The 17,974-nt window shown below is 73.3% G+C and carries 14 protein-coding genes; 2 read left to right on the top strand and 12 right to left on the bottom strand.

All coding sequences use genetic code 11. The features are described 5' to 3' along the window. Window positions 1–36 precede the first annotated feature (36 nt). The 3 genes from HNR20_RS25945 to ald form a co-directional block, all read right to left on the bottom strand. The gene (locus HNR20_RS25945; RefSeq protein ID WP_124817891.1) at window positions 37–960 is read right to left on the bottom strand and encodes a ParA family protein; all 924 of its coding nucleotides are present in this window, start codon (window positions 958–960) and stop codon (window positions 37–39) included. Between the two features lie 180 nt (window positions 961–1,140). After that, window positions 1,141–2,133, bottom strand: a complete 993-nt coding sequence (locus HNR20_RS25940; protein ID WP_260322427.1) for a site-specific tyrosine recombinase XerD — start codon at window positions 2,131–2,133, stop codon at window positions 1,141–1,143. An 11-nt stretch (window positions 2,134–2,144) separates the two neighbouring features. Next, entirely contained in the window at window positions 2,145–3,260 is a 1,116-nt protein-coding gene (ald, locus tag HNR20_RS25935; RefSeq protein WP_184184871.1) for an alanine dehydrogenase, read from the bottom strand. Between the two features lie 291 nt (window positions 3,261–3,551). Between ald and HNR20_RS25930 the strand changes: the two genes are divergently transcribed. After that, window positions 3,552–3,824 carry a TM2 domain-containing protein gene (locus HNR20_RS25930; RefSeq protein ID WP_184184868.1) on the top strand — a complete coding sequence of 91 codons (273 nt, stop codon included), beginning with the start codon at window positions 3,552–3,554 and terminating at the stop codon, window positions 3,822–3,824. 89 nt (window positions 3,825–3,913) lie between these two features. Here the strand turns inward: HNR20_RS25930 and HNR20_RS25925 are convergent, their stop codons facing one another. The 9 genes from HNR20_RS25925 to recN all read right to left on the bottom strand — a co-directional run bounded on the left by HNR20_RS25925 (window position 3,914) and on the right by recN (window position 16,841). After that, window positions 3,914–4,522 (bottom strand): NUDIX domain-containing protein, encoded by a 609-nt coding sequence (locus HNR20_RS25925; protein ID WP_229687321.1) that lies wholly within the window; start codon window positions 4,520–4,522, stop codon window positions 3,914–3,916. 76 nt (window positions 4,523–4,598) lie between these two features. Continuing rightward, complete coding sequence (gene pyrG, locus HNR20_RS25920) at window positions 4,599–6,350, bottom strand: CTP synthase (protein WP_184184866.1); 1,752 nt, start codon at window positions 6,348–6,350, stop codon at window positions 4,599–4,601. A gap of 163 nt (window positions 6,351–6,513) precedes the next feature. Then, a complete protein-coding gene (locus tag HNR20_RS25915) occupies window positions 6,514–9,006 on the bottom strand; it encodes a hypothetical protein (RefSeq protein ID WP_184184863.1) in 2,493 nt (830 codons plus the stop codon). After that, window positions 9,006–10,175, bottom strand: a complete 1,170-nt coding sequence (locus tag HNR20_RS25910; protein WP_184184859.1) for a glycosyltransferase family 4 protein — start codon at window positions 10,173–10,175, stop codon at window positions 9,006–9,008. Before HNR20_RS25910 ends, HNR20_RS25915 begins: the two co-directional genes overlap by 1 nt. Then, on the bottom strand, window positions 10,172–11,860 hold the full coding sequence (gene murJ, locus HNR20_RS25905; protein WP_184184856.1) for a murein biosynthesis integral membrane protein MurJ: 1,689 nt from the start codon (window positions 11,858–11,860) through the stop codon (window positions 10,172–10,174). The genes HNR20_RS25910 and murJ overlap by 4 nt, the downstream gene beginning before the upstream one ends. Before the next feature lies 1 nt (window position 11,861). Then, window positions 11,862–12,728, bottom strand: coding sequence for a hypothetical protein (locus HNR20_RS25900; protein WP_184184853.1), 867 nt, complete (start codon window positions 12,726–12,728; stop codon window positions 11,862–11,864). An 88-nt stretch (window positions 12,729–12,816) separates the two neighbouring features. After that, on the bottom strand, window positions 12,817–13,758 hold the full coding sequence (locus HNR20_RS25895; protein WP_184184850.1) for a copper transporter: 942 nt from the start codon (window positions 13,756–13,758) through the stop codon (window positions 12,817–12,819). 27 nt (window positions 13,759–13,785) lie between these two features. Further along, a complete protein-coding gene (gene steA / locus HNR20_RS25890) occupies window positions 13,786–14,964 on the bottom strand; it encodes a putative cytokinetic ring protein SteA (RefSeq protein WP_184184847.1) in 1,179 nt (392 codons plus the stop codon). A gap of 119 nt (window positions 14,965–15,083) precedes the next feature. Continuing rightward, window positions 15,084–16,841, bottom strand: a complete 1,758-nt coding sequence (gene recN / locus HNR20_RS25885; protein ID WP_184189009.1) for a DNA repair protein RecN — start codon at window positions 16,839–16,841, stop codon at window positions 15,084–15,086. 89 nt (window positions 16,842–16,930) lie between these two features. Here recN and HNR20_RS25880 point away from each other — a divergent pair, with 89 nt between their 5' ends. Further along, window positions 16,931–17,950, top strand: coding sequence for a helix-turn-helix domain-containing protein (locus tag HNR20_RS25880; protein ID WP_184184844.1), 1,020 nt, complete (start codon window positions 16,931–16,933; stop codon window positions 17,948–17,950). The last annotated feature ends 24 nt before the right edge of the window (window positions 17,951–17,974 follow it).

Here is a 17,974-nt window from a genome sequence, read left to right as displayed (position 1 = left end):
GACCGTAGTCCACGAGGCGGGCACCGGGAGTTCCGGCTACCGCTCCGACTGGGCGGCGATCACCTCGCGGGCCAGCTGACGGTAGTTCCGCGCCCCGGAGGACGCTGGGTCCATCGTCGTGATCGGCGCACCGGCCACGGTGGACTCGGGGAACTTCACCGTCTTGGTGATGACCGTCTGGTAGACCTTGTCGCCGAACGCCTCGACCACCCGCTGCAACACCTGACGGCAGTGCGTGGTGCGGCTGTCGTACATGGTGGCGAGGATGCCCTCGAGCTCCAGGTCGAAGTTGAGCCGCTCCCGCACCTTGTCGATGGTGTCCAGCAGCAGCGCCACACCGCGCAGGCTGAAGAACTCGCACTCGAGCGGGATGAGCACGCCGTGCGCGACAGTCAACGCGTTGATCGCCAGCAGGCCGAGTGAGGGCTGGCAGTCGATCAGGATGTAGTCGTATTCCTTGCGGACCGTGCGCAGCACCCGGGCCAGGGCCATCTCCCGGGCCACCTCGTTGACGAGCTGGATCTCGGCGGCGGAGAGGTCGATGTTGGCCGGCAGCAGGTGCAACCCCGCGACGTCGGTCTTGATGACGACGTCCTCGGCGAGGATGTCGTCCTGCATGAGCAGGTTGTAGATGGACAGGTCGAGGTTGTGCGGGTTGACCCCCAGCCCCACCGAGAGGGCGCCCTGCGGGTCGAAGTCGACCAGCAGCACCTTGCGGCCGTACTCCGCGAGGGCCGCGCCCAGGTTGATGGTGGTGGTGGTCTTACCGACGCCGCCCTTCTGGTTGGCCATGGCGATGATGCGCGCCGGGCCGTGCCGGTCGGTCGGCATCGGCTCGGGGATGGGCTTGCGCATCGTGTAGGCAGCCGGGTCCGCAGGACCCAGGTCCGCGCCGAGCGTGGCCTGCTGCTCGCGGAGCTCCGACGTCCAGGTCTCGGCACGGTCACCGTTGCCAGCCATGTGCTCGTTGCCCCCTCCCGACGACCCACCCGGCGTCGGAGCCGTCCGACGTCCTTCGCGGCGCCGCTGCGCACCCCGGTCGTCTCGCTCCAGGAGGTCCGCGCCGATGCCGACTGTACGCCACCGACCAGCAGGGGGTTCGGCACCGGCCCGGCGTGTCGGAGCCGACCGCGACCGGCCTCAGCCGCGGGCGCGTGGGTGGGCGGTGGCGTACACCTCGCGCAGCCGTTCGACGGTGACCAAGGTGTAGACCTGTGTCGTGGTCACGGATGCGTGGCCGAGCAACTCCTGGACCACCCGGACGTCGGCGCCGCCGTCGAGCAGGTGGGTCGCGTACGAGTGGCGCAGGGTGTGCGGGGACACGGCGGTGGGCCCGTCGACGGGCAGCCCGGCCCGGCCGGCGGCGCCGCGCAGGATGCCCCAGGCGCCCTGCCGGGTCAGCGCGCCACCGCGGGCGTTGAGGAAGACCGCCGGAGTGCCCCGACCGGCGGCGGCCAGGGCGGGACGGGCCCGGACCAGGTAGGCGCGCACCGCGTCGACGGCGTACCCGCCGATCGGCACCAGCCGCGCCCGGCCGCCTTTTCCGCGCAGCAGCACGGTGCCGTCGTCGGTGTCCAGGTCGTCCACGGCGGCGCCGACGGCCTCGGAGATCCGCGCGCCGGTGCCGTACAGGAACTCCAGCAGCGCCCGGTCGCGCAGCGCGAGGGGCGCGTCCTCGCCGGTCGCGGTGATCGGGCCGGCGGTGTCCAGCAGCCGGATCACGTCGTCGACCGGCAGCGCCCGGGGCAGCCGCCGCGGTGGGGTGGGTGGGCGCACGTCGCGGCTGGGGTCGGCGCCGGCCAGCCCTTCGCGTAGCGCGAAGCGGTGCAGGCCGCGTACCGCGCTGGCCGCGCGGGCGGCGGAGGACACCGCCAGCGGCGGGTGCGCGTCGTCGCCCGTGCGCAGCCGCGCCAGGTGCGACTCGACGAGGCCGGCGCCGACCGACGCGAGGTCGGCGACGCCGGCATCGGCCAGGGTCGCCAGATAGCGGTCCAGATCCCGGCGGTACGAGGTGAGGGTGTTCGCCGACAGGCCACGTTCGACGGTGAGGTGGTCGAGGTAGCCGCGCACGGCACGGCGCAGCGCCGGCGTGGGCTCATCGCCCACGCCGGCGGAGTCCGTGCTGCCGGTCAGCCCGCCACCGCTCAGGCCAGCGCGTCGGCCAGCGGGAGCACGTCCATGCCGTGCGCCTCGGCGACCGGGCCGTAGGTGACGTGCCCGTCGTGGGTGTTCAGGCCCAGCCCCAGCGCCGGGTCGCGCCGCAGCGCCTCACGCCAGCCGTGGTTGGCCAACTCCAGGGCGTACGGCAGGGTGACGTTGGTCAGGGCGTAGGTGCTGGTGTTCGGCACCGCGCCGGGCATGTTCGCGACGCAGTAGAAGATCGACTCGTGCACCTTGTAGACCGGGTCGGCGTGGGTCGTGGGGCGCGAGTCCTCGAAGCAGCCGCCCTGGTCGATGGCGATGTCGACGAGCACGCTGCCCGGCTTCATCCGGGAGACCAGCTCGTTGGAGATCAGCTTCGGGGCCTTGGCGCCGGGCACCAGCACCGCGCCGATGACCAGGTCGGCGTCGAGCACGGCCCGCTCGACCTCGTAGGCGTTGGAGGCGACGGTCTGCAGGTGGCCGCGGTAGATGGCGTCGGCGGAGCGCAGCCGGGCGACGTTCTTGTCCAGCAGCAGCACCTCGGACTGCAGGCCCAGCGCGATCGCGGCGGCGTTCAGGCCGGAGACGCCGGCGCCGATGACGACGGTCTTGGCCGCGTACACCCCGGAGACACCGCCGGGCAGCACGCCGCGCCCGCCGCCGGTCCGCATCATATAGAAGGCGCCCACCTGCGGGGCGAGCCGGCCGGCCACCTCGGACATCGGGGCGAGCAGCGGCAACGACCGGTCGGGCAGCTCGACCGTCTCGTACGCGATGCCGGTGACCTTGCGGTCGACCAGCGCGTCGGTGCACTCCTTGGAGGCGGCCAGGTGCAGGTAGGTGAAGAGCACCTGCCCGGGACGCATCCGGTGGTACTCCTCGGCGATCGGCTCCTTGACCTTGAGCACCAGCTCGGCGGTCTCCCACACCTCGTCGGCGGTGGCCAGGACCTTCGCGCCGGCGGCGGCGAACTCCTCGTCGGTGATGCTGGAGCCGACCCCGGCGCCGGACTCGATGAAGACCTCGTGGCCGCTGCGGGTGAACTCGTTGACGCCCGCTGGCGTGATCGCCACGCGGTACTCGTGGTTCTTGACCTCGCGTGGGATTCCGACCTTCACGATGCAGACACCTCTCTTCGGGGCTGCTCTCCCCCGACTGCTCGGTGCCGCAATGGCCCCTTTGCCACCGCGGTCACCGGTCCCGCCGGCGGCAGTCTAGGCGCGTGCGGTGCCGCCGCGAGCCAGCACAGTGCCATCCGGTGCCCGGGTGTCCTGACGATGTGTCAGGGCACCGCCTGGATTTCCCGGTCGATCATCGCCTCCACCGTCAGGACAGGTTCGACCCCTATCGTCCCATCTGCTGGGTGGCGGTGCGGACAGCGCAAGAGTGGATCACTATCGTGTCCGCGCATGACCACTCCCCCTTACCAGCCCGGGTACCCCCAACCCGGGTACCCCCAAGGCGTCTCGGACAAGAGCAAGGTCGTCGCGGGCGTCCTCGGGATCCTGCTCGGCTTCTTCGGCGCCGGCCGGTTCTACATCGGTGACATCAAGATCGGCGTGCTGCAGCTCGTCGTCAGCGTGTGCACCTTCGGCTTCGGCAGCATCTGGGGTTTCATCGACGGCATCCTCATCCTGGTCAACGGCGGCACTGACGCACAGGGCCGCCCGCTGCGCGACTGACCGACCACACCGACACCACAGGGGCCCCGCGGTTGACCGCGGGGCCCCTGTGCGCGTACTCCCCTCGCCAGCTGAACCGGCGACGGCGCTCAGCGTGGCAGCGGCGCGTCCGCCCGACGCAGCGCCGACCAGCCGGTGTCCCGGGCGCGGGCCGCGGCCAGCAGCCCGGCCACCGCGGACGCGTTGGTGATCTCACCGGCCAGGACCATGGCGACAGTCTGGTCCAGGTCGAAGCGGACGACCTGCAGGTCGGCCTCCTCGTCGTGGCGCTCGTGGCGCTCGCCGGCCGGCACCGCGGCCAGGTCCCTCGCCAGGAAGACCCGCACCAGCTCGTTGGTGAACCCGGGCGAGCTGTGCAGGTCGACCAGCACGTCGATCCGCGCGGCGGTGAGGTCCGCCTCCTCGGCCAACTCCCGCAACGCGGCCGCCGGCAGGTCCTCACCGGAGACGTCCATCAGTCCGGCGGGCAGCTCCCACAGGTGCCGCCCGACCGGGTGCCGGTACTGCCGGATCAGCACCACCTGGCCGGCGTCGTCGAGCGCCACCACGGCCACCGCCCCGACGTGCCGGACGAGGTCCCGCAGCCCGGTCCCGCCGCCCGGCATGGTCACCTCGTCGGTGACCACGTCGAAGATCCGCCCCCGGTACCGCTCCTCGCGGGAGCGCACCTCGTAGCGGTGCTCGCTCCGCTCGCTCACGCCGTCGCCTCGCTGCGCTCAGCGGCGGCGCGAGGCGCCACGCTGCTGAGCCTGATGGTTCGCTCGCTCCGCTCGCTCACGACGCGGATGACGCCTTCGTCGCGGCGCCGTTGCGGGCGGCCTTGCGCGTCGACGGGGCCTCCGCCGCGGCGTCCAGGTCGACCGGCAACTGGTCGGCCTGCGAGTACGCCACTGCGGCCTTGACGAACGACGCGAACAGCGGGTGCGGACGGGTGGGGCGGCTCTTCAGCTCCGGGTGCGCCTGGGTGGCCACGAAGAACGGGTGCAGGCCCCGGTCCAGCTCGATGAACTCCACCAGCCGGCCGTCCGGCGAGGTGCCGGAGATGTGCAGGCCCGCCTTGGTCAGCGCGTCCCGGTAGGCGTTGTTGACCTCGTAACGGTGCCGGTGCCGCTCACTGATCTCGGTGCTGCCGTACGCCTCGGCGACGATCGAACCCTCGGTCAGCGTCGCCGGGTACGCCCCGAGCCGCATGGTGCCGCCCAGGTCGCCCTTGCCGGCGACGATGTCCTCCTGGTCGGCCATCGTGGCGATGACCGGGTGCGCGGCCTGCTCGTCGAACTCCAACGAGTTGGCGCCGTCCAGGCCGGCCAGGTGCCGGGCCACATCGATCGTCATGCACTGCAGACCGAGGCACAGGCCGAGCAGCGGGATGCCGTTCTCGCGGGCGTACCGGGCGGTGCCGATCTTGCCCTCGATGCCGCGGACGCCGAAGCCGCCGGGGATGAGGATGCCGTCCACGCCGGCCAGGGCCGCCGCGGCGCCGGCCGGGGTGACGCACTCGTCGCTGGGCACCCAGCGCAGCTGCACCCGGGACCGGTGGCCGAACCCGGCCGCCCGGATCGCCTCACTGACCGACAGGTACGCGTCAGGCAGGTCGACGTACTTGCCGACCACCGCGACGGTGACCGTGTGCCGGGGCCGGTGCACCCGCTCCAGCAGGTCGTCCCAGCTGGTCCAGTCCACGTCCCGGAAGGACAGGCCGAGCCGACGCACCACGTACGCGTCGAGCCCCTCCCGGTGCAGCACCTTCGGGATGTCGTAGATGCTCGGGGCGTCCGGGGCGGCGACGACCGCTTCGGTGTCCACGTCGCAGTAGAGCGACAGCTTCTCCTTGAGCTTCACCGGGATCTCCCGGTCGCAGCGCAGCACGATCGCGTCCGGCTGGATACCGATGTTGCGCAGCTGCGCCACCGAGTGCTGCGTGGGCTTGGTCTTCAGCTCCCCCGACGGCGCCAGGTACGGCACCAGCGAGACGTGCAGGTAGAAGCAGTTGTCCCGGCCAAGGTCGTGGCGGACCTGACGGATCGCCTCCAGGAACGGCAGCGACTCGATGTCGCCGACCGTGCCGCCGACCTCCGTGATCACCACGTCGGGGAGCTGGCCGTCCTCGTCCGGGTCGGCCATCGCCAGGATCCGCGACTTGATCTCGTTGGTGATGTGCGGGATGACCTGGACGGTGTCGCCCAGGTATTCACCGCGCCGCTCCTTGGCGATCACGTCGGAGTAGATCTGACCGGTGGTGACGTTCGCCTTACCGGACAACGCCCGGTCCAGGAAGCGCTCGTAGTGCCCGACGTCGAGGTCGGTCTCGGCGCCGTCCTCGGTGACGAAGACCTCACCGTGCTGGAACGGGTTCATCGTCCCCGGGTCGACGTTCAGGTAGGGGTCGAGCTTCTGCATCACCACGCGCAACCCGCGCGCGGTCAGCAGGTTGCCGAGGCTGGAGGCGGTGAGGCCCTTACCCAGCGAGGAGGCGACGCCCCCGGTGACGAAAATGTGCCTGGTCGTCCGTGCTGATGGGGCCAAGGCCTGCTCCCGTGTCGTCTGTCGCGGTCATGCAGACCGCCGTGCTTGATCAACAAAGTGATCACGCGATCCACGGGACTCGACGGTAACACCTCCCGGGCGGGTACCCGCAGGCCGCACCCCGGCTGCGACACCACCGGGCCACCCGGAGGAGGCCCGACGCTCAGGGTGCGGCAACCTCGGTCGATGATCGGGTGACCTGCCGGGGCGGCACCGGCACCGTCGGCGTGGCGTCCGACGCCGACCCGCTCGCGGTCGGCTCCACGGCGTCGGTCGATCCGCTCGCGGTCGGCCCCGTCGGGTCGGTCGATCCGCTCGCGGTCGGTCCCGGCGGGTCGTCGTCGGTGGCGGAGGGGCGGTCGGCCGGGTTGTCCGGCGGTGCGACCGCCTGTGCTGCGCCTGCCTGTGTTGCGCTGGCGGGCGGGGCGCTGATCGGGCGGGGGTGGACCGCGCCCAGCGGCCCCCCACCACCGGTCGGTCCGTCACCACCGGCGGCCCGGCCAATCCCGCCCGACCCCGAGTCGTCGTCGGAGCCGTCCGCGCGGGAGCGGCCGGGGACCGGGCGGGTCCGGTCGGCGGCGTGTCCGAGGACCCGCAGCGACGCCAGGGCGGCCATCGGCACCACCAGGGCGGCGGCAGCGCCCATCACGTCCAGCGCCGCGCCGTCGAGGACACCACCGAGCACCGCGGCGACGACGGTGCCGGCCATCGCGGCCCGCACCGCCGGGTAGATGCCGAACAGCCGCATCAGCCCGCCCCACGGCTGCAGCAGGGCGAACCACACCAGCAACCCGCCGGCCAGGGCGAGCACGGTCAGCGGGCTGTTGACCAACGTCTCGAAATTCTCCGTGCTGGATCGGTGCACGGTGAACCCGCCGGTGCCGTCGCTGAGCGCGGAGAGGAACCGACCCAGGCTGCCCCGCTCCGCCGCCGAACGGCGCAGGTCCACCACGGCGAAGCCGATGCCGACCGCCAGGGCGGCCATGGTGGCCCAGGCCAGTCGGCTGATCGTCAACCAGCCGCCGGCGCTGATCACGGCGGCGACGCTGACGCCGGCGGTGAGCGCGATCGCACCGACCGGGTCGGCGCCCAGGTACGGGCTGCCGACCACCACCACGGCAAGGCCACCCACGGCCACCATCACCGCCGGACGCCAGCCGCGGTGCACCCGTTGCGCGAGCCAACCCCCGGTGAGCAACGCGCCCGCGAGGAACGCGCCCAGCCCCACGGTGCTCAGCCCGGCGTAGCGGCCACCCTGCAACGCGGAGTAGCCCACCACCCCGTTGAGTTGGAGGCTGGACCCGGTGAGCACGTCCAGCCCGACGACGAGTGTGGTCAGGCCGGCCACCGCACCGACCGGGCCGAGGGTGCCCGCGTACCCGGGGGCGAACCGCACCGCCGCGGCGCCGGCGGCCACCAGCAGCGCGGTGACCCCGGCGAAGATCCAGCCGGGGTGCTCGCCACGCCACCAGGGCACCGCGTCGGCGAGCAGCGCCGCCGGGACCGTCAACGCCGCGGCGACCAGCAGCACCTCCACCACGGCCACGATCCGCCCGGAGACGGGGGTCGGGCCGGCCGGTCCGGCGTGCGGGCGGGCCCGGCGCAGCAGCGGCAGGATCGCCAGGGCCAGCAGCACCTGCACGGCGGCGAGCAGCGTGAAGAACCTGCCGGAGATGCTCCGCTGGGCGGCCGCCTCCCGATCGGCGTCCGCCGGGGCGTCGATCGCGTCCGCCAGGTCGGTGGGACGACCGCCGGTGCTGATCGCCGGACGGCCGAGGAAGAGTCGCTCCGGCATCGGGCGGCCCAGCGCGGCGAGGGCGGTCGGTGCGAGGTCGACAAGTTGCAGGTAGCCGTCCCGGCCGGTGCTGGCCGAGGTGAGCCACCCCCGCTCCCAGCCCGGCCCGTCGGCGACCGCCACGTGCAACCGCGACGGCTGGGCGGTGTCGGAGATCCCGGCGACCAGCACCAACGACCGCGGTGGCCGGGCGGCCAGCACCCGGGCCAGTTGGGCGTCCGCCGCGCGGGCCTCCTCGGCGCGTGACGCCGGGTCGGCGCCCTCGACCGTGCCGAGGTCGACGATGCTCAGGACGCACGAGCCGAGCAGCGCCCGCGGGTCGGCCGGCAGCGCCGAGGCGTACCGGTCGACGCGGCCGAACGGTCGGGCCGCCGCCACGGCCGCACCCGGGCCCACGGCGACGGAGCAGCGGACCGACTCCGACAGCGATCCGGGCATGGCACCCCAGGACAGGCGCTGCTGGTTGTACTGCACCACGCTCTCCTGGTCGGGCAGGTTCGCGCCGATGCCGTCGGGTTGCTCCACCGCCACCCCGGCCGGCGGGCACCCGTCGGCCACCCGGCTGCCGTTCCACGCGGCGAAGCTGCCCGCGCCCAAGGTCAGCCAGCCGTCCACCGGGCAGGTGGGTCGGTGCGCGGAGCGCACCGACAGCGAACCGATCGACCCTTCCTGGGCCATCCGCCACAACGTCGGGGTGCTCTGCGGATCCACGTCCTCCCAGCGCAGCCCGGCGACCCCGGCGAGCACCACGAAGTCGGCGGTGTGTTGCGGGACGCCCCGGGGTGGGCGGGCGGCCAGCGCGGTGACGCCCAGCGCCACCACGAGCACGGTCAGCAGGGCGGGGGCGATTCGGCGCAGCATCACCGGTGTCCCGTTCTCGGGGCGTCGGAGTCCGGGGTGGCCGCCGGACCGGTGCGGTCGGCGCTCACCTCGGCGTAGAGGGCGGCCAGCGCGGCCACCGTGTCCGTCTCGGTCGGCCACGTCGCCGCCCGTTCGGCGCCGCGTCGGCCCAACTCGGCCCGGGCCGCCGGGTCGTCCAGCAACGCGCGCACCGCGGCGTCGACCGCGTCCACATCGCCGGCGGGGACCAGCGTGGCGGCGTCGCCGACCAGCTCCGGCAGCCCGCCGACCGCGGTGGCCACCAGCGGTACGCCGGCGCGCAGCGCCTCCTGGGCGAAGAGCTGCCGCGCCTCCCAGTCGCTGGTCACCACCGCGAGGTCGGCGCCGGCGAGCAGGTCCGCCACGTCGGTGCGGTGCCCCAGCAGGGTCACCGGAGCGCGGGCCGCGGAGGTCCGCGCGGCCAGCGGCAGATACGCCGGCCCACTGCCGGCGATCACCACGACCGGCGGCGGGGTACGCGTACGCCAGCGGGCCGCCGCGTCGATCAGCACGTCGTAGCGTTTCTGCGGGTGCAGACGGCCGACCGAGACGATCAACGGCTGGTCCGGGCGTACGCCGAACTCGGCGCGTACCGCCGCCGGGCGTCGCCGGGGCGCGGGCAGGGTCGGCGCGGCGACCGGGGCGAGCCGGGCGTCGGCGGCGCCCAGCGCGGCAGCCCGCCGCACCAGGTCCGTGGACGCGCCGAGGGCCACCCGGGCGCCCCGGGCCACCACGCGTTCCACGAGTCGGGACACCCCGCCGCGTAGGCCGCCCGCGAGCACCGCGTTGTGCCAGGTGACGATCAGCGGGGCGGCGGGTCGGGCCAGCACGGCGACCAACCCGGCCCGCAGGCCGTGCGCGTGCACCACGTCGACGCCGGCGGCGGAGAGCACCCGACGCAGGGCGAGCACCGCGCGGGCGTCGGCCGGGGTTGGGCTGGCCGGGATCTCCACCGGCTCGAAACGGGCGCCGACACCGACGAAGTCGAACTGCTCCTGGGTTGCCGCGGGCCCGCAGACCAGGACGGTGGCGCCGCCGGCGACGAGGCCACGTGCCACCGAGCGGACGTGCTGGCCGACCCCGCCGGTGCTGGACGCGAGTACCAACGCGACGGTGCCCGACCAGCCGGCAGGCAGATGTGCCTCGCTCATCGAGTCGCCGTCTCCTTCCCGTCGCCCCGCTCCGGGGAGCTCGCAGGGGGCGTCGGCGCGCCACCCCGTGGCCCTCGCCGGCGCAGACGCCGCAACACCCCGGCGAGCAGTGGCTGGACGTCCCGCCGGTCGACGAACCAGACCACGGCGAGGAACACCGCCCCGACCAGAACCCCGGACAGCATGCCCTGACCGAGTGCCACCGCCATCGTCGGGGTGCCGCCGCCCGGCGTGTCGAGCCATCGGGTGAGGCCCAGACCGGCGAGCGCGGCGAGCACACCGGCGAGGCCACCGGCCGCCCCGGCCCGTGCCGCGCCGGCGAGTGCCAGCCGGCCGGCGCTGCGCGCCACCGCCATGAGCAGCAACGCCCCGAGCAGCAGCATCCCCACCGAGTTGGCGGACGTCACCGCGAGCACCCGATCCCGCAGCGGCAGCAGCGCACCGAGCAGCAGGACGACGGCCGGCACCACGAGGAAGCCGACGGCGGTGGCGAGCGTCGCCGCGCGGGTCTCTCCCCGGGCGTAGAGCGCGCGGGTGAGCACCGCGAAGAGGCCGTAGCCGACCAGGCCCGGGGCGTAGCCGATGATCGCCGCGGCGGCGCTCGAGGCGGCCGGTTCGGAGAAGAAGAAGTGCCCGACCGGCCCGGCGGTGCCGATCAACGCGGCCGTGCCGAGGCAACTGAACAGCAGCACACCGCGCACGGCCGGTGCCAGGGTCGCCCGGTAGGTGTCCTCGTCGCCGGCGGCGCGGGCCGCCGCCAGGGTCGGGTAGGCCGCGATGGCCAGCGGCACCGCCAGCACCGCCCACGGCAACAGGTAGACGGTCTGCGCCAGGTTGTAGACGCCCGGGTTGCTGCGCGCACCGGCGGTGACCTGGTTCAGGCTGACGATCAGGGCGATCTGCTGCGTGGTGACGGTGACCGCGCCGGCCACCGCCAACCCGCCGACCCGGGCCCGCGCGTCGGCGGGGAACCCGAACCCGGCCCGCAACCCCAGGCGCAGCCGGCGGACCGGGATCAGCAACGACAACGACAGCACCACCACGCCGAGGGTGGTGCCGGCGGAGAGCAGCACCTCGCCACCGGGGCTCACCCCACCGACGGTGGCGTACCGGCCCTGCGTGGCGGTGAACCCCAGGTAGACGACGATCACGGTGAGGCTCGACAGCAACGGGGCGAGCACCGGCCAGGCGAACCGGCGGTGCGCCTGCAGCACCCCGGTGAGCACGATGCCGACCCCGTACAGCGGCAGTTGGGGGGCGAAGACCCGCAGCATCCGCACGCCGCTGTGCTGCTGGGCGGCGGTCAGGTGATGGCCCAGCGACTCGACGATCGGCCCGGCGAACAGCACCACCAGCACCGCGAGCGGCACCAGCAGGGCCAGCGTCCAGGTCAGCAGCGCGCCGGTGGTGCGGGCCACCGCCGTGCGGTCACCCGCGGCGACCGCGCCCGCCAGCAGCGGTACGACGAGGCTGGCCAGCGCTCCCCCGGCGACGATCTCGAAGATGAAGTTCGGCACCGCGTTGGCCACCACGTAGGTGCCGCCGAGGTCGGTGGGCGCCAGGCTCCAGGTGAACACGGCGGTGCGGCCGAAGCCGGCGAGCCGGCTGGCCACGGTGAGGACGGCGATGAGCGCGGCTGCTCCGGCCAGCCGGCCGGCGCCGGCGAGGGGGGCCGGTCTACTCACGTCAGTCGGCGCGTCGGCCCAGTGCGTCGAGCTCGCGCAGCCCCGGTGTCCGCTGGATCACCGCCGTGAAGCTGACCTTCTCGCTGGTGGCGGTGAGGCCGGCGAGCACGGCGAGTAGACCGGCCCGGCCGAGCGGGCCGGTCCGGGCGGCGAGCGCGACGCCGAGCAGCGCCCCGAGGGCGTTCGCGCCGCTGTCGCCGAGCATCACGTCCTCGGCCAGGTCGTCGTGGAGCAGGCCGGCGGCGGCTCCGGCCGCGCCGGCGGCGATCCCGCCGTGCGGGCCGCCGGTCAGCGGCGCGGCGAGCAGCAGCCCGGACTTGATGGCCCGGCCGGGCCGCAGGTCGAGCAGGTTGAGCAGGTTGGCGGTGCCGGCGATCACGCCGGCGCCGAGCAGCACGTCGACGCCCCGACCGAAGGCTCCCTGGCGCTGGCGGCGCGGGTGCGCGGCGACCCGGGGGTCGGCGGCGAGCAGCGCGGCGGCACCCAGCCCGGCGGCACCCACTCCGACGACCTTGATCAGGCCGGCGGTGACCCGCCCTTCGCGCAGCGCGGCGAGGTGGCCGGCGAAGCCCTTGGCGGTCTTCTGCTCCGGCCGGGCGCCGACCACGTCGTCGTAGAGCCCGACACCACCGGCACCCAGACCGGCGACCAGGGCGGCCCCACCGGCGGCGCCGCTGGTGGCACCGAAGGCCCCAGCGGCGGCCGCACCGGCGGCGAGCGCCGGCCCGGCGGCCAGGGTCACCGTGCGGCCACGGAAGTTGGTGCGCTGCAGCGTGGGCCCGACCGGGGAGGTCCGCACCTCGCGCAGCGCGTACCGGGCCGCGGCGGCACCGGCACCGGCGAGCAGCAGCCGACCCAGCGTCCTCACGCCGCCGCCCCGCCGTGCCTCAGGTCGGCTCGCGGCGCTCGCGCACGCGCCGCCTCGTCGGTTACGGACACGGGGGTACGTCGTTCGCTCACTGGGGCAGTCTAGGCAGCAGGGACGGGGCGTTGTCGCCGACGCCGTACTGTCCGGCCTTCTTCTCGGTGAGTTGCTGCACCAGAGCGAGGCTGGTGACCAGCTGACCCTGGACGGTGTTGGCGTTGTCGACCGTGGAGATCGTCTGGGCGAGCACCGGGTCACCGCGGACCACGGACACCAGGTTGCCGCCGGCGGAGCCGTTGCCGGCCACCACGATCGACCCGGTGCGGTCGAACTGCTCGGCGATCTTGACGACCGACTCGTCCCGCTTCTCGGAGTCCTTGTCGACGTACGGCTGACCGCTGACCACGACGACCGCCTCCGCCGAGCCGGTGACCTTGTTGTTGTCGGTGGTCAGGTACCCGGCGTTGTTGTACGCGGCGAGCACCGCCCGCCGGTCGGCGTCGCTGACCGGCGTGGTGCCCGTGGCCCGGTCCAGCAGGACGCTGGCCAGCAGCGCGCTGGAGGTCTCCACCCCGTGCCCGTTGCCCGGCAGGCCGGTGGTCTGCGCCGTCGGGCGGGCGGCGGTGACGGCCAACTCCAGCAGGTTGGAGTTGTTGTCCGGGTTGATGAGTTTGTCCTGCAGGTCGACGCGGCCGGTGATGGTGGCGCCGGCCTGCTGGAGCTTCTTGAGCACACCCTCGGTGTGGTCGCGCCCGTTCGGCAGCGTGAGCACCAGCACGCGCCGCCCGGTCAGGGTGCCCGGGAGGACGACCTGAGAGATCTCCTCGGCGAACTCCTCTTCCAGCCCGAGCTGCTTCTCCATGTTGTTGACCTGCTGGCGCCAGTACTGGTTGTCCTTACGCAGCCCGGTGACCTGTCCCTCGAGCGAATCGGCGACCGGGCCGTTGAGGGCGGCCGTGCCGACCACCAGGCCGATCGCCAGAGCTAGGAAGACCGCGGTGAGGGACACCACGTGGTAGCGGAAGTTGATCACGCTTGCAGCCTCTTGATCGGTCGGGAACTAGAAGAGCCGGTACAGCTGGAACACGAAATTGTCCCACCACTCGGCGACCACGCCCAGGTACGCCTTCCCGACGGTCGAGACGGCCACCGCGGACGCCATCGCCGCGATCGCCGACAGCACCAGCAACAGCAGCGACGAACCGGAGATGCTCTGCCGGTAGAGCCGGCTCACACCCTTGGCGTCGACCAGCTTGCCGCCGACCTTCAGCCGGGTCAGGAACGTCGAGGCCATACCGCCGCGACCCTTGTCGAGGAATTCGACGAGCGTGGCGTGGGTGCCGACCGCGACCAGCAGCGAGGCGCCCTTCTCGTCGGCGAGCAGCATGGCCAGATCCTCGCTGGTCGCCGCGGCCGGGAAGGTCACCGCCGGTACGCCGAGGCCGTTGACCCGGGGCAGGCCGGGCGCCCGCCCGTCCGGGTAGGCGTGCACGATCACCTCGGCCCCGCAGCGCAGCACGTCATCGGTGACCGAATCCATGTCCCCGATGATCATGTCGGGGGTGTACCCGGCCTCGACCAGCGCGTCCGCGCCGCCGTCGACACCGATCAGCACCGGCTTGAACTCCCGGATGTACGGGCGCAACACGTCCAGGTCGGCCTTGTAGTCGTAGCCGCGCACCACGATCAGACAGTGCCGACCCTGCATCTGGGTCTCGATGTCCGGCACGCCCACACCGTCGAGCAGCAGATCGCGCTCCTGGCGCAGGTAATCCATCGTGTTGGCGGCGAACGCCTCCAACTGCACCGACAGACCCTCCCGGGCGTCGGCCATGGCCTTGGCGACCGACTCGGCGTCCTGCAGGCTCCCGTGCGCCACCGGCTCGGCACCGGCGAAGACCGTGTTGCCCTCGATGCGCACCTGGTCGCCCTCGCGGACCTGCTCGAAGACACCCTCCCCGAGGTCGTCGAGCAACGGAATGCCGGCGGCGATCAACACCTCCGGGCCGAGGTTCGGGTAACGACCGGAGACCGACGGCTTGGCGTTGAGCACCGCCGCGACACCGACAGCGACCAACGAATCGGCCGCCACCCGGTCCAGATCGACATGGTCGATCACCGCGATATCACCCGGGCGCAGCCGACCGACCAGGCGTTTCGTCCGGCGATCAAGGCGCGCGGTACCGAGGACTGTGCCCGGGTCGGAGCTCCGGTTCCGGCGCAACGTGGGTAGACGCATCGTGACCATCCTGGCATGTGAGGCAGGCTTTTCTGTCGCGACATGCCTGAGCAGGGCCGCCTACCCAGGGAAGCACACGTCGGCACAAGCCGTTGTGCTTGCGCTCACAATACGCGGCGTCACAGCCGCCTTTCCTTGGCGGCCACGGCCAGAAGCTCCTCAGCGTGGGCGATACCCAGATCCGAATCGGGCAAACCTGCCAACATCCGCGCCAACTCCCGGGCCCGCTCGGTGTCCTCCACCACACGCACCCCGCTTGTCGTCACCGCGCCACCGGTGTCCTTCGCCACCACCAGATGCCGATCGGCGAACGCCGCCACCTGCGGCAGGTGCGTGACGACCAGCACCTGGTGGCTACGGGCCAACCGGGCCAACCGCCGGCCGATCTCCACCGCCGCCTGACCACCGACGCCCGCGTCGACCTCGTCGAAGACCAACGTCGGCGGGCCACCCGAACCGGCGAAGACCACCTCGATGGCGAGCATCACCCGGGACAACTCACCGCCCGAGGCACCGCGCTGCAACGGCAACGACGGTGCTCCCGGGTGAGCCAGCAACCGCAGCTCCACCTCGTCACCACCGTCGGAGGTGACACCCACCTCGACGCCGTTGACCGACAGCGTCGGCTCGGCCCGCCCAGCCGGTCGGGGCACCACCGCCACCTCGATGCGCGCGTGTGGCATCGCCAGACCCGCCAACTCGACGGTGACCTGGTCGGCGAAACGGACCGCCGCCTCCTGCCGGGACACCGACACCCGCCCGGCCAGGTCGGCCACCTCGACGGCGAGCCGCTGACCGTCGCGCTCCAACTCGTCGAGCAGATCGTCGGACGTGTCCAGATCGGACAGTCGGGTACGCGCCCGATCCGCCCACGCGATCACCCCGTCGACGTCGTCGGCGTACTTGCGGGTCAACGCGCGCAGCGCCGCCCGCCGCTCGTAGACGTGCTGCAACCGGGCCGGGTCCGCGTCGAGCGTCGCCAAGTAAGCCGACAGCTCCGCCGACACGTCGGTGACCAGCGTCGCCGCCTCCTCCAGGCGGGCCGCCAGCTCACCCAGCGCCGGGTCGGTGCCCGACTGCGCCTCCAACGTCCGTCGGGCGGTGCCCAGCAGCGCCGCCGCGTCGGGCGCCTCGTCGGTGGCCTCCGCACCGCCCGCCACGCACTGCTGCGCGATCTGCGCGGCCGTCCGCAGCCCCTCGGCGTGCTCCAGCCGCTGCGCCTCGGTCTTCAGCTCGTCATCCTCACCCGGCTGCGGATCGACCCGGGTGATCTCGTCCAGGCCGAGGCGCAGCAGGTCCGCCTCCTGGTTGCGCTCGCGGGCGTTACGTCGCCGGTCCGCCAGGTCGTCGACCACCCGCCGCCACCCGGTGTACGCCTCGCGCAGCGCGTCGAGCAGCTTCTCGTGCCCGGGGCCGGCGAACCGGTCCAGGGCGGCCCGCTGCTCGGCCGGGCGCAGCAACCGCAGCTGGTCGGACTGACCGTGCACGGCGACCGCCTGCTCGCCGACCTCACCGAGCATCGACACCGGCATGCTCCGCCCGCCGACGTGGGCGCGTGAGCGCCCCTCCACCGTCACCGTGCGGCTCAGCAGCACCGAGCCGTCCTCGTCGGGCTCGCCACCGGCCTCGGTGATCCGCGCGTGCACGGCGTCGGCGACCCGCCCCTGCAGGCGCAACCGCCCCTCCACCACCGCCCGGCCGGGCTGGGCCCGGACCCGCCCGGCGTCGGCCCGGCCGCCGAAGAGCAGGCCCAGGCCGGTCACCACCATCGTCTTGCCCGCACCGGTCTCGCCGGTGATCACGTTCATGCCGCCGGTCAACGGCAGCGTGGTGTCGTCGATGACGCCGAGTCCGGTGATGCGCAGCTCTTCCAGCACAGCCACCGACAGTAGACGCGAGGCCCGACAGTTGACCAGCCGACGGGCCCGGGTGCGGCCGACACCCGGCCGACGTAGTGTTCTGCCCCGTGTTGGACGTGATCGGCCTGACCACGGCTGAGGAGGAGCTCTACCGCTGCCTGCTCCAGCTCACCACGGCCCGCATCGACGAGTTGGTCCGCCGCCTGGACCGGCCCCGCGAACAGGTCGTCGCCCAGGTCGAGGCACTGCGCGCCAAGGGCCTGGTGCAGCCCACCGACAACGATCCGAACGCGCCGCTGCGCCCGACCGCCCCGGACGTCGCCCTCGGCGCGACGCTGCTGCGCCGCCAGGAGGACCTGGAGGCGGCCCGCCGGCGGGTCACCCAACTGGCCGAGGAGTACCGGTCCGGGCTACGCCGCCACGACGTCGACCACCTCGTCGAGGTGATCACCGGCGCGCGGGTGCTCCGGGACCGTCTGCGCGATCTGCAGAATGCGGCGCGTACCGAGGTGCTGTGGTTCTGTCGGGCCAACCCGCTCGCCATGGCCGGCCCGGAGAACGTCGAGGAGTTCGACGCGCTGGCCCGCGGCGTCAGCTACCGGGCCATCTACGAACGTGACCTGCTGCTGGAACCGGGCGCGTTGGCCGACCTGGCCAAAGGCGTCGCCGCCGGCGAGCAGGCCCGGGTCCTGGACCGACTACCGGTCCGACTGGCCATCGTGGACGCCCGCATCGCCATCTGCCCGTTGGTGCCCGACCGCGACGGCGGCGAACCCAGCGCCGCCGTGATCGGCCGCAGTCAACTGCTCGACGCGCTGCTCGCCCTCTTCGACAGTCACTGGCGGGTGGCCACCCGGCTGCGGCTCGACGACCCCCTCGCCGTCACGGCGACCGAGAACCGACGGCCGGACCCCGCAGACCATCCCAGCGACGGTTACCAACCGGACGCCGACGAGGCGCGGCTGCTGTCACTGTTCGTGGCCGGCGTACCGGACAAGTCCATCGCCTCCCAGCTCGGGGTGAGCCGGCGGACCGTACAACGGCGCATCGCCGACCTGATGGCCGCCGCCGGTGTGGACACCCGGCCGGGGCTGGCGTTCCAGGTCGCCCGACGCGGCTGGCTCTGACGCCGCAGGGTCCGCCGTCGGCCG

The organism is Micromonospora parathelypteridis (assembly GCF_014201145.1).
Lineage (GTDB): Bacteria > Actinomycetota > Actinomycetes > Mycobacteriales > Micromonosporaceae > Micromonospora > Micromonospora parathelypteridis.
The sequence above is the reverse complement of the archived record's forward strand: the minus strand, read 5'-3'. Positions and strand labels throughout refer to the sequence as shown.

Bases quoted from the DNA above. Each gene is read 5' to 3' on its own strand.
- HNR20_RS25945 (WP_124817891.1), bottom strand. From the start codon at position 960: ATGGCTGGCAACGGTGACCGTGCCGAGACCTGGACGTCGGAGCTCCGC.
- HNR20_RS25930 (WP_184184868.1), top strand. From the start codon at position 3,552: ATGACCACTCCCCCTTACCAGCCCGGGTACCCCCAACCCGGGTACCCC.
- HNR20_RS25915 (WP_184184863.1), bottom strand. From the start codon at position 9,006: ATGCTGCGCCGAATCGCCCCCGCCCTGCTGACCGTGCTCGTGGTGGCG.
- HNR20_RS25910 (WP_184184859.1), bottom strand. From the start codon at position 10,175: ATGAGCGAGGCACATCTGCCTGCCGGCTGGTCGGGCACCGTCGCGTTG.
- steA (WP_184184847.1), bottom strand. From the start codon at position 14,964: ATGCGTCTACCCACGTTGCGCCGGAACCGGAGCTCCGACCCGGGCACA.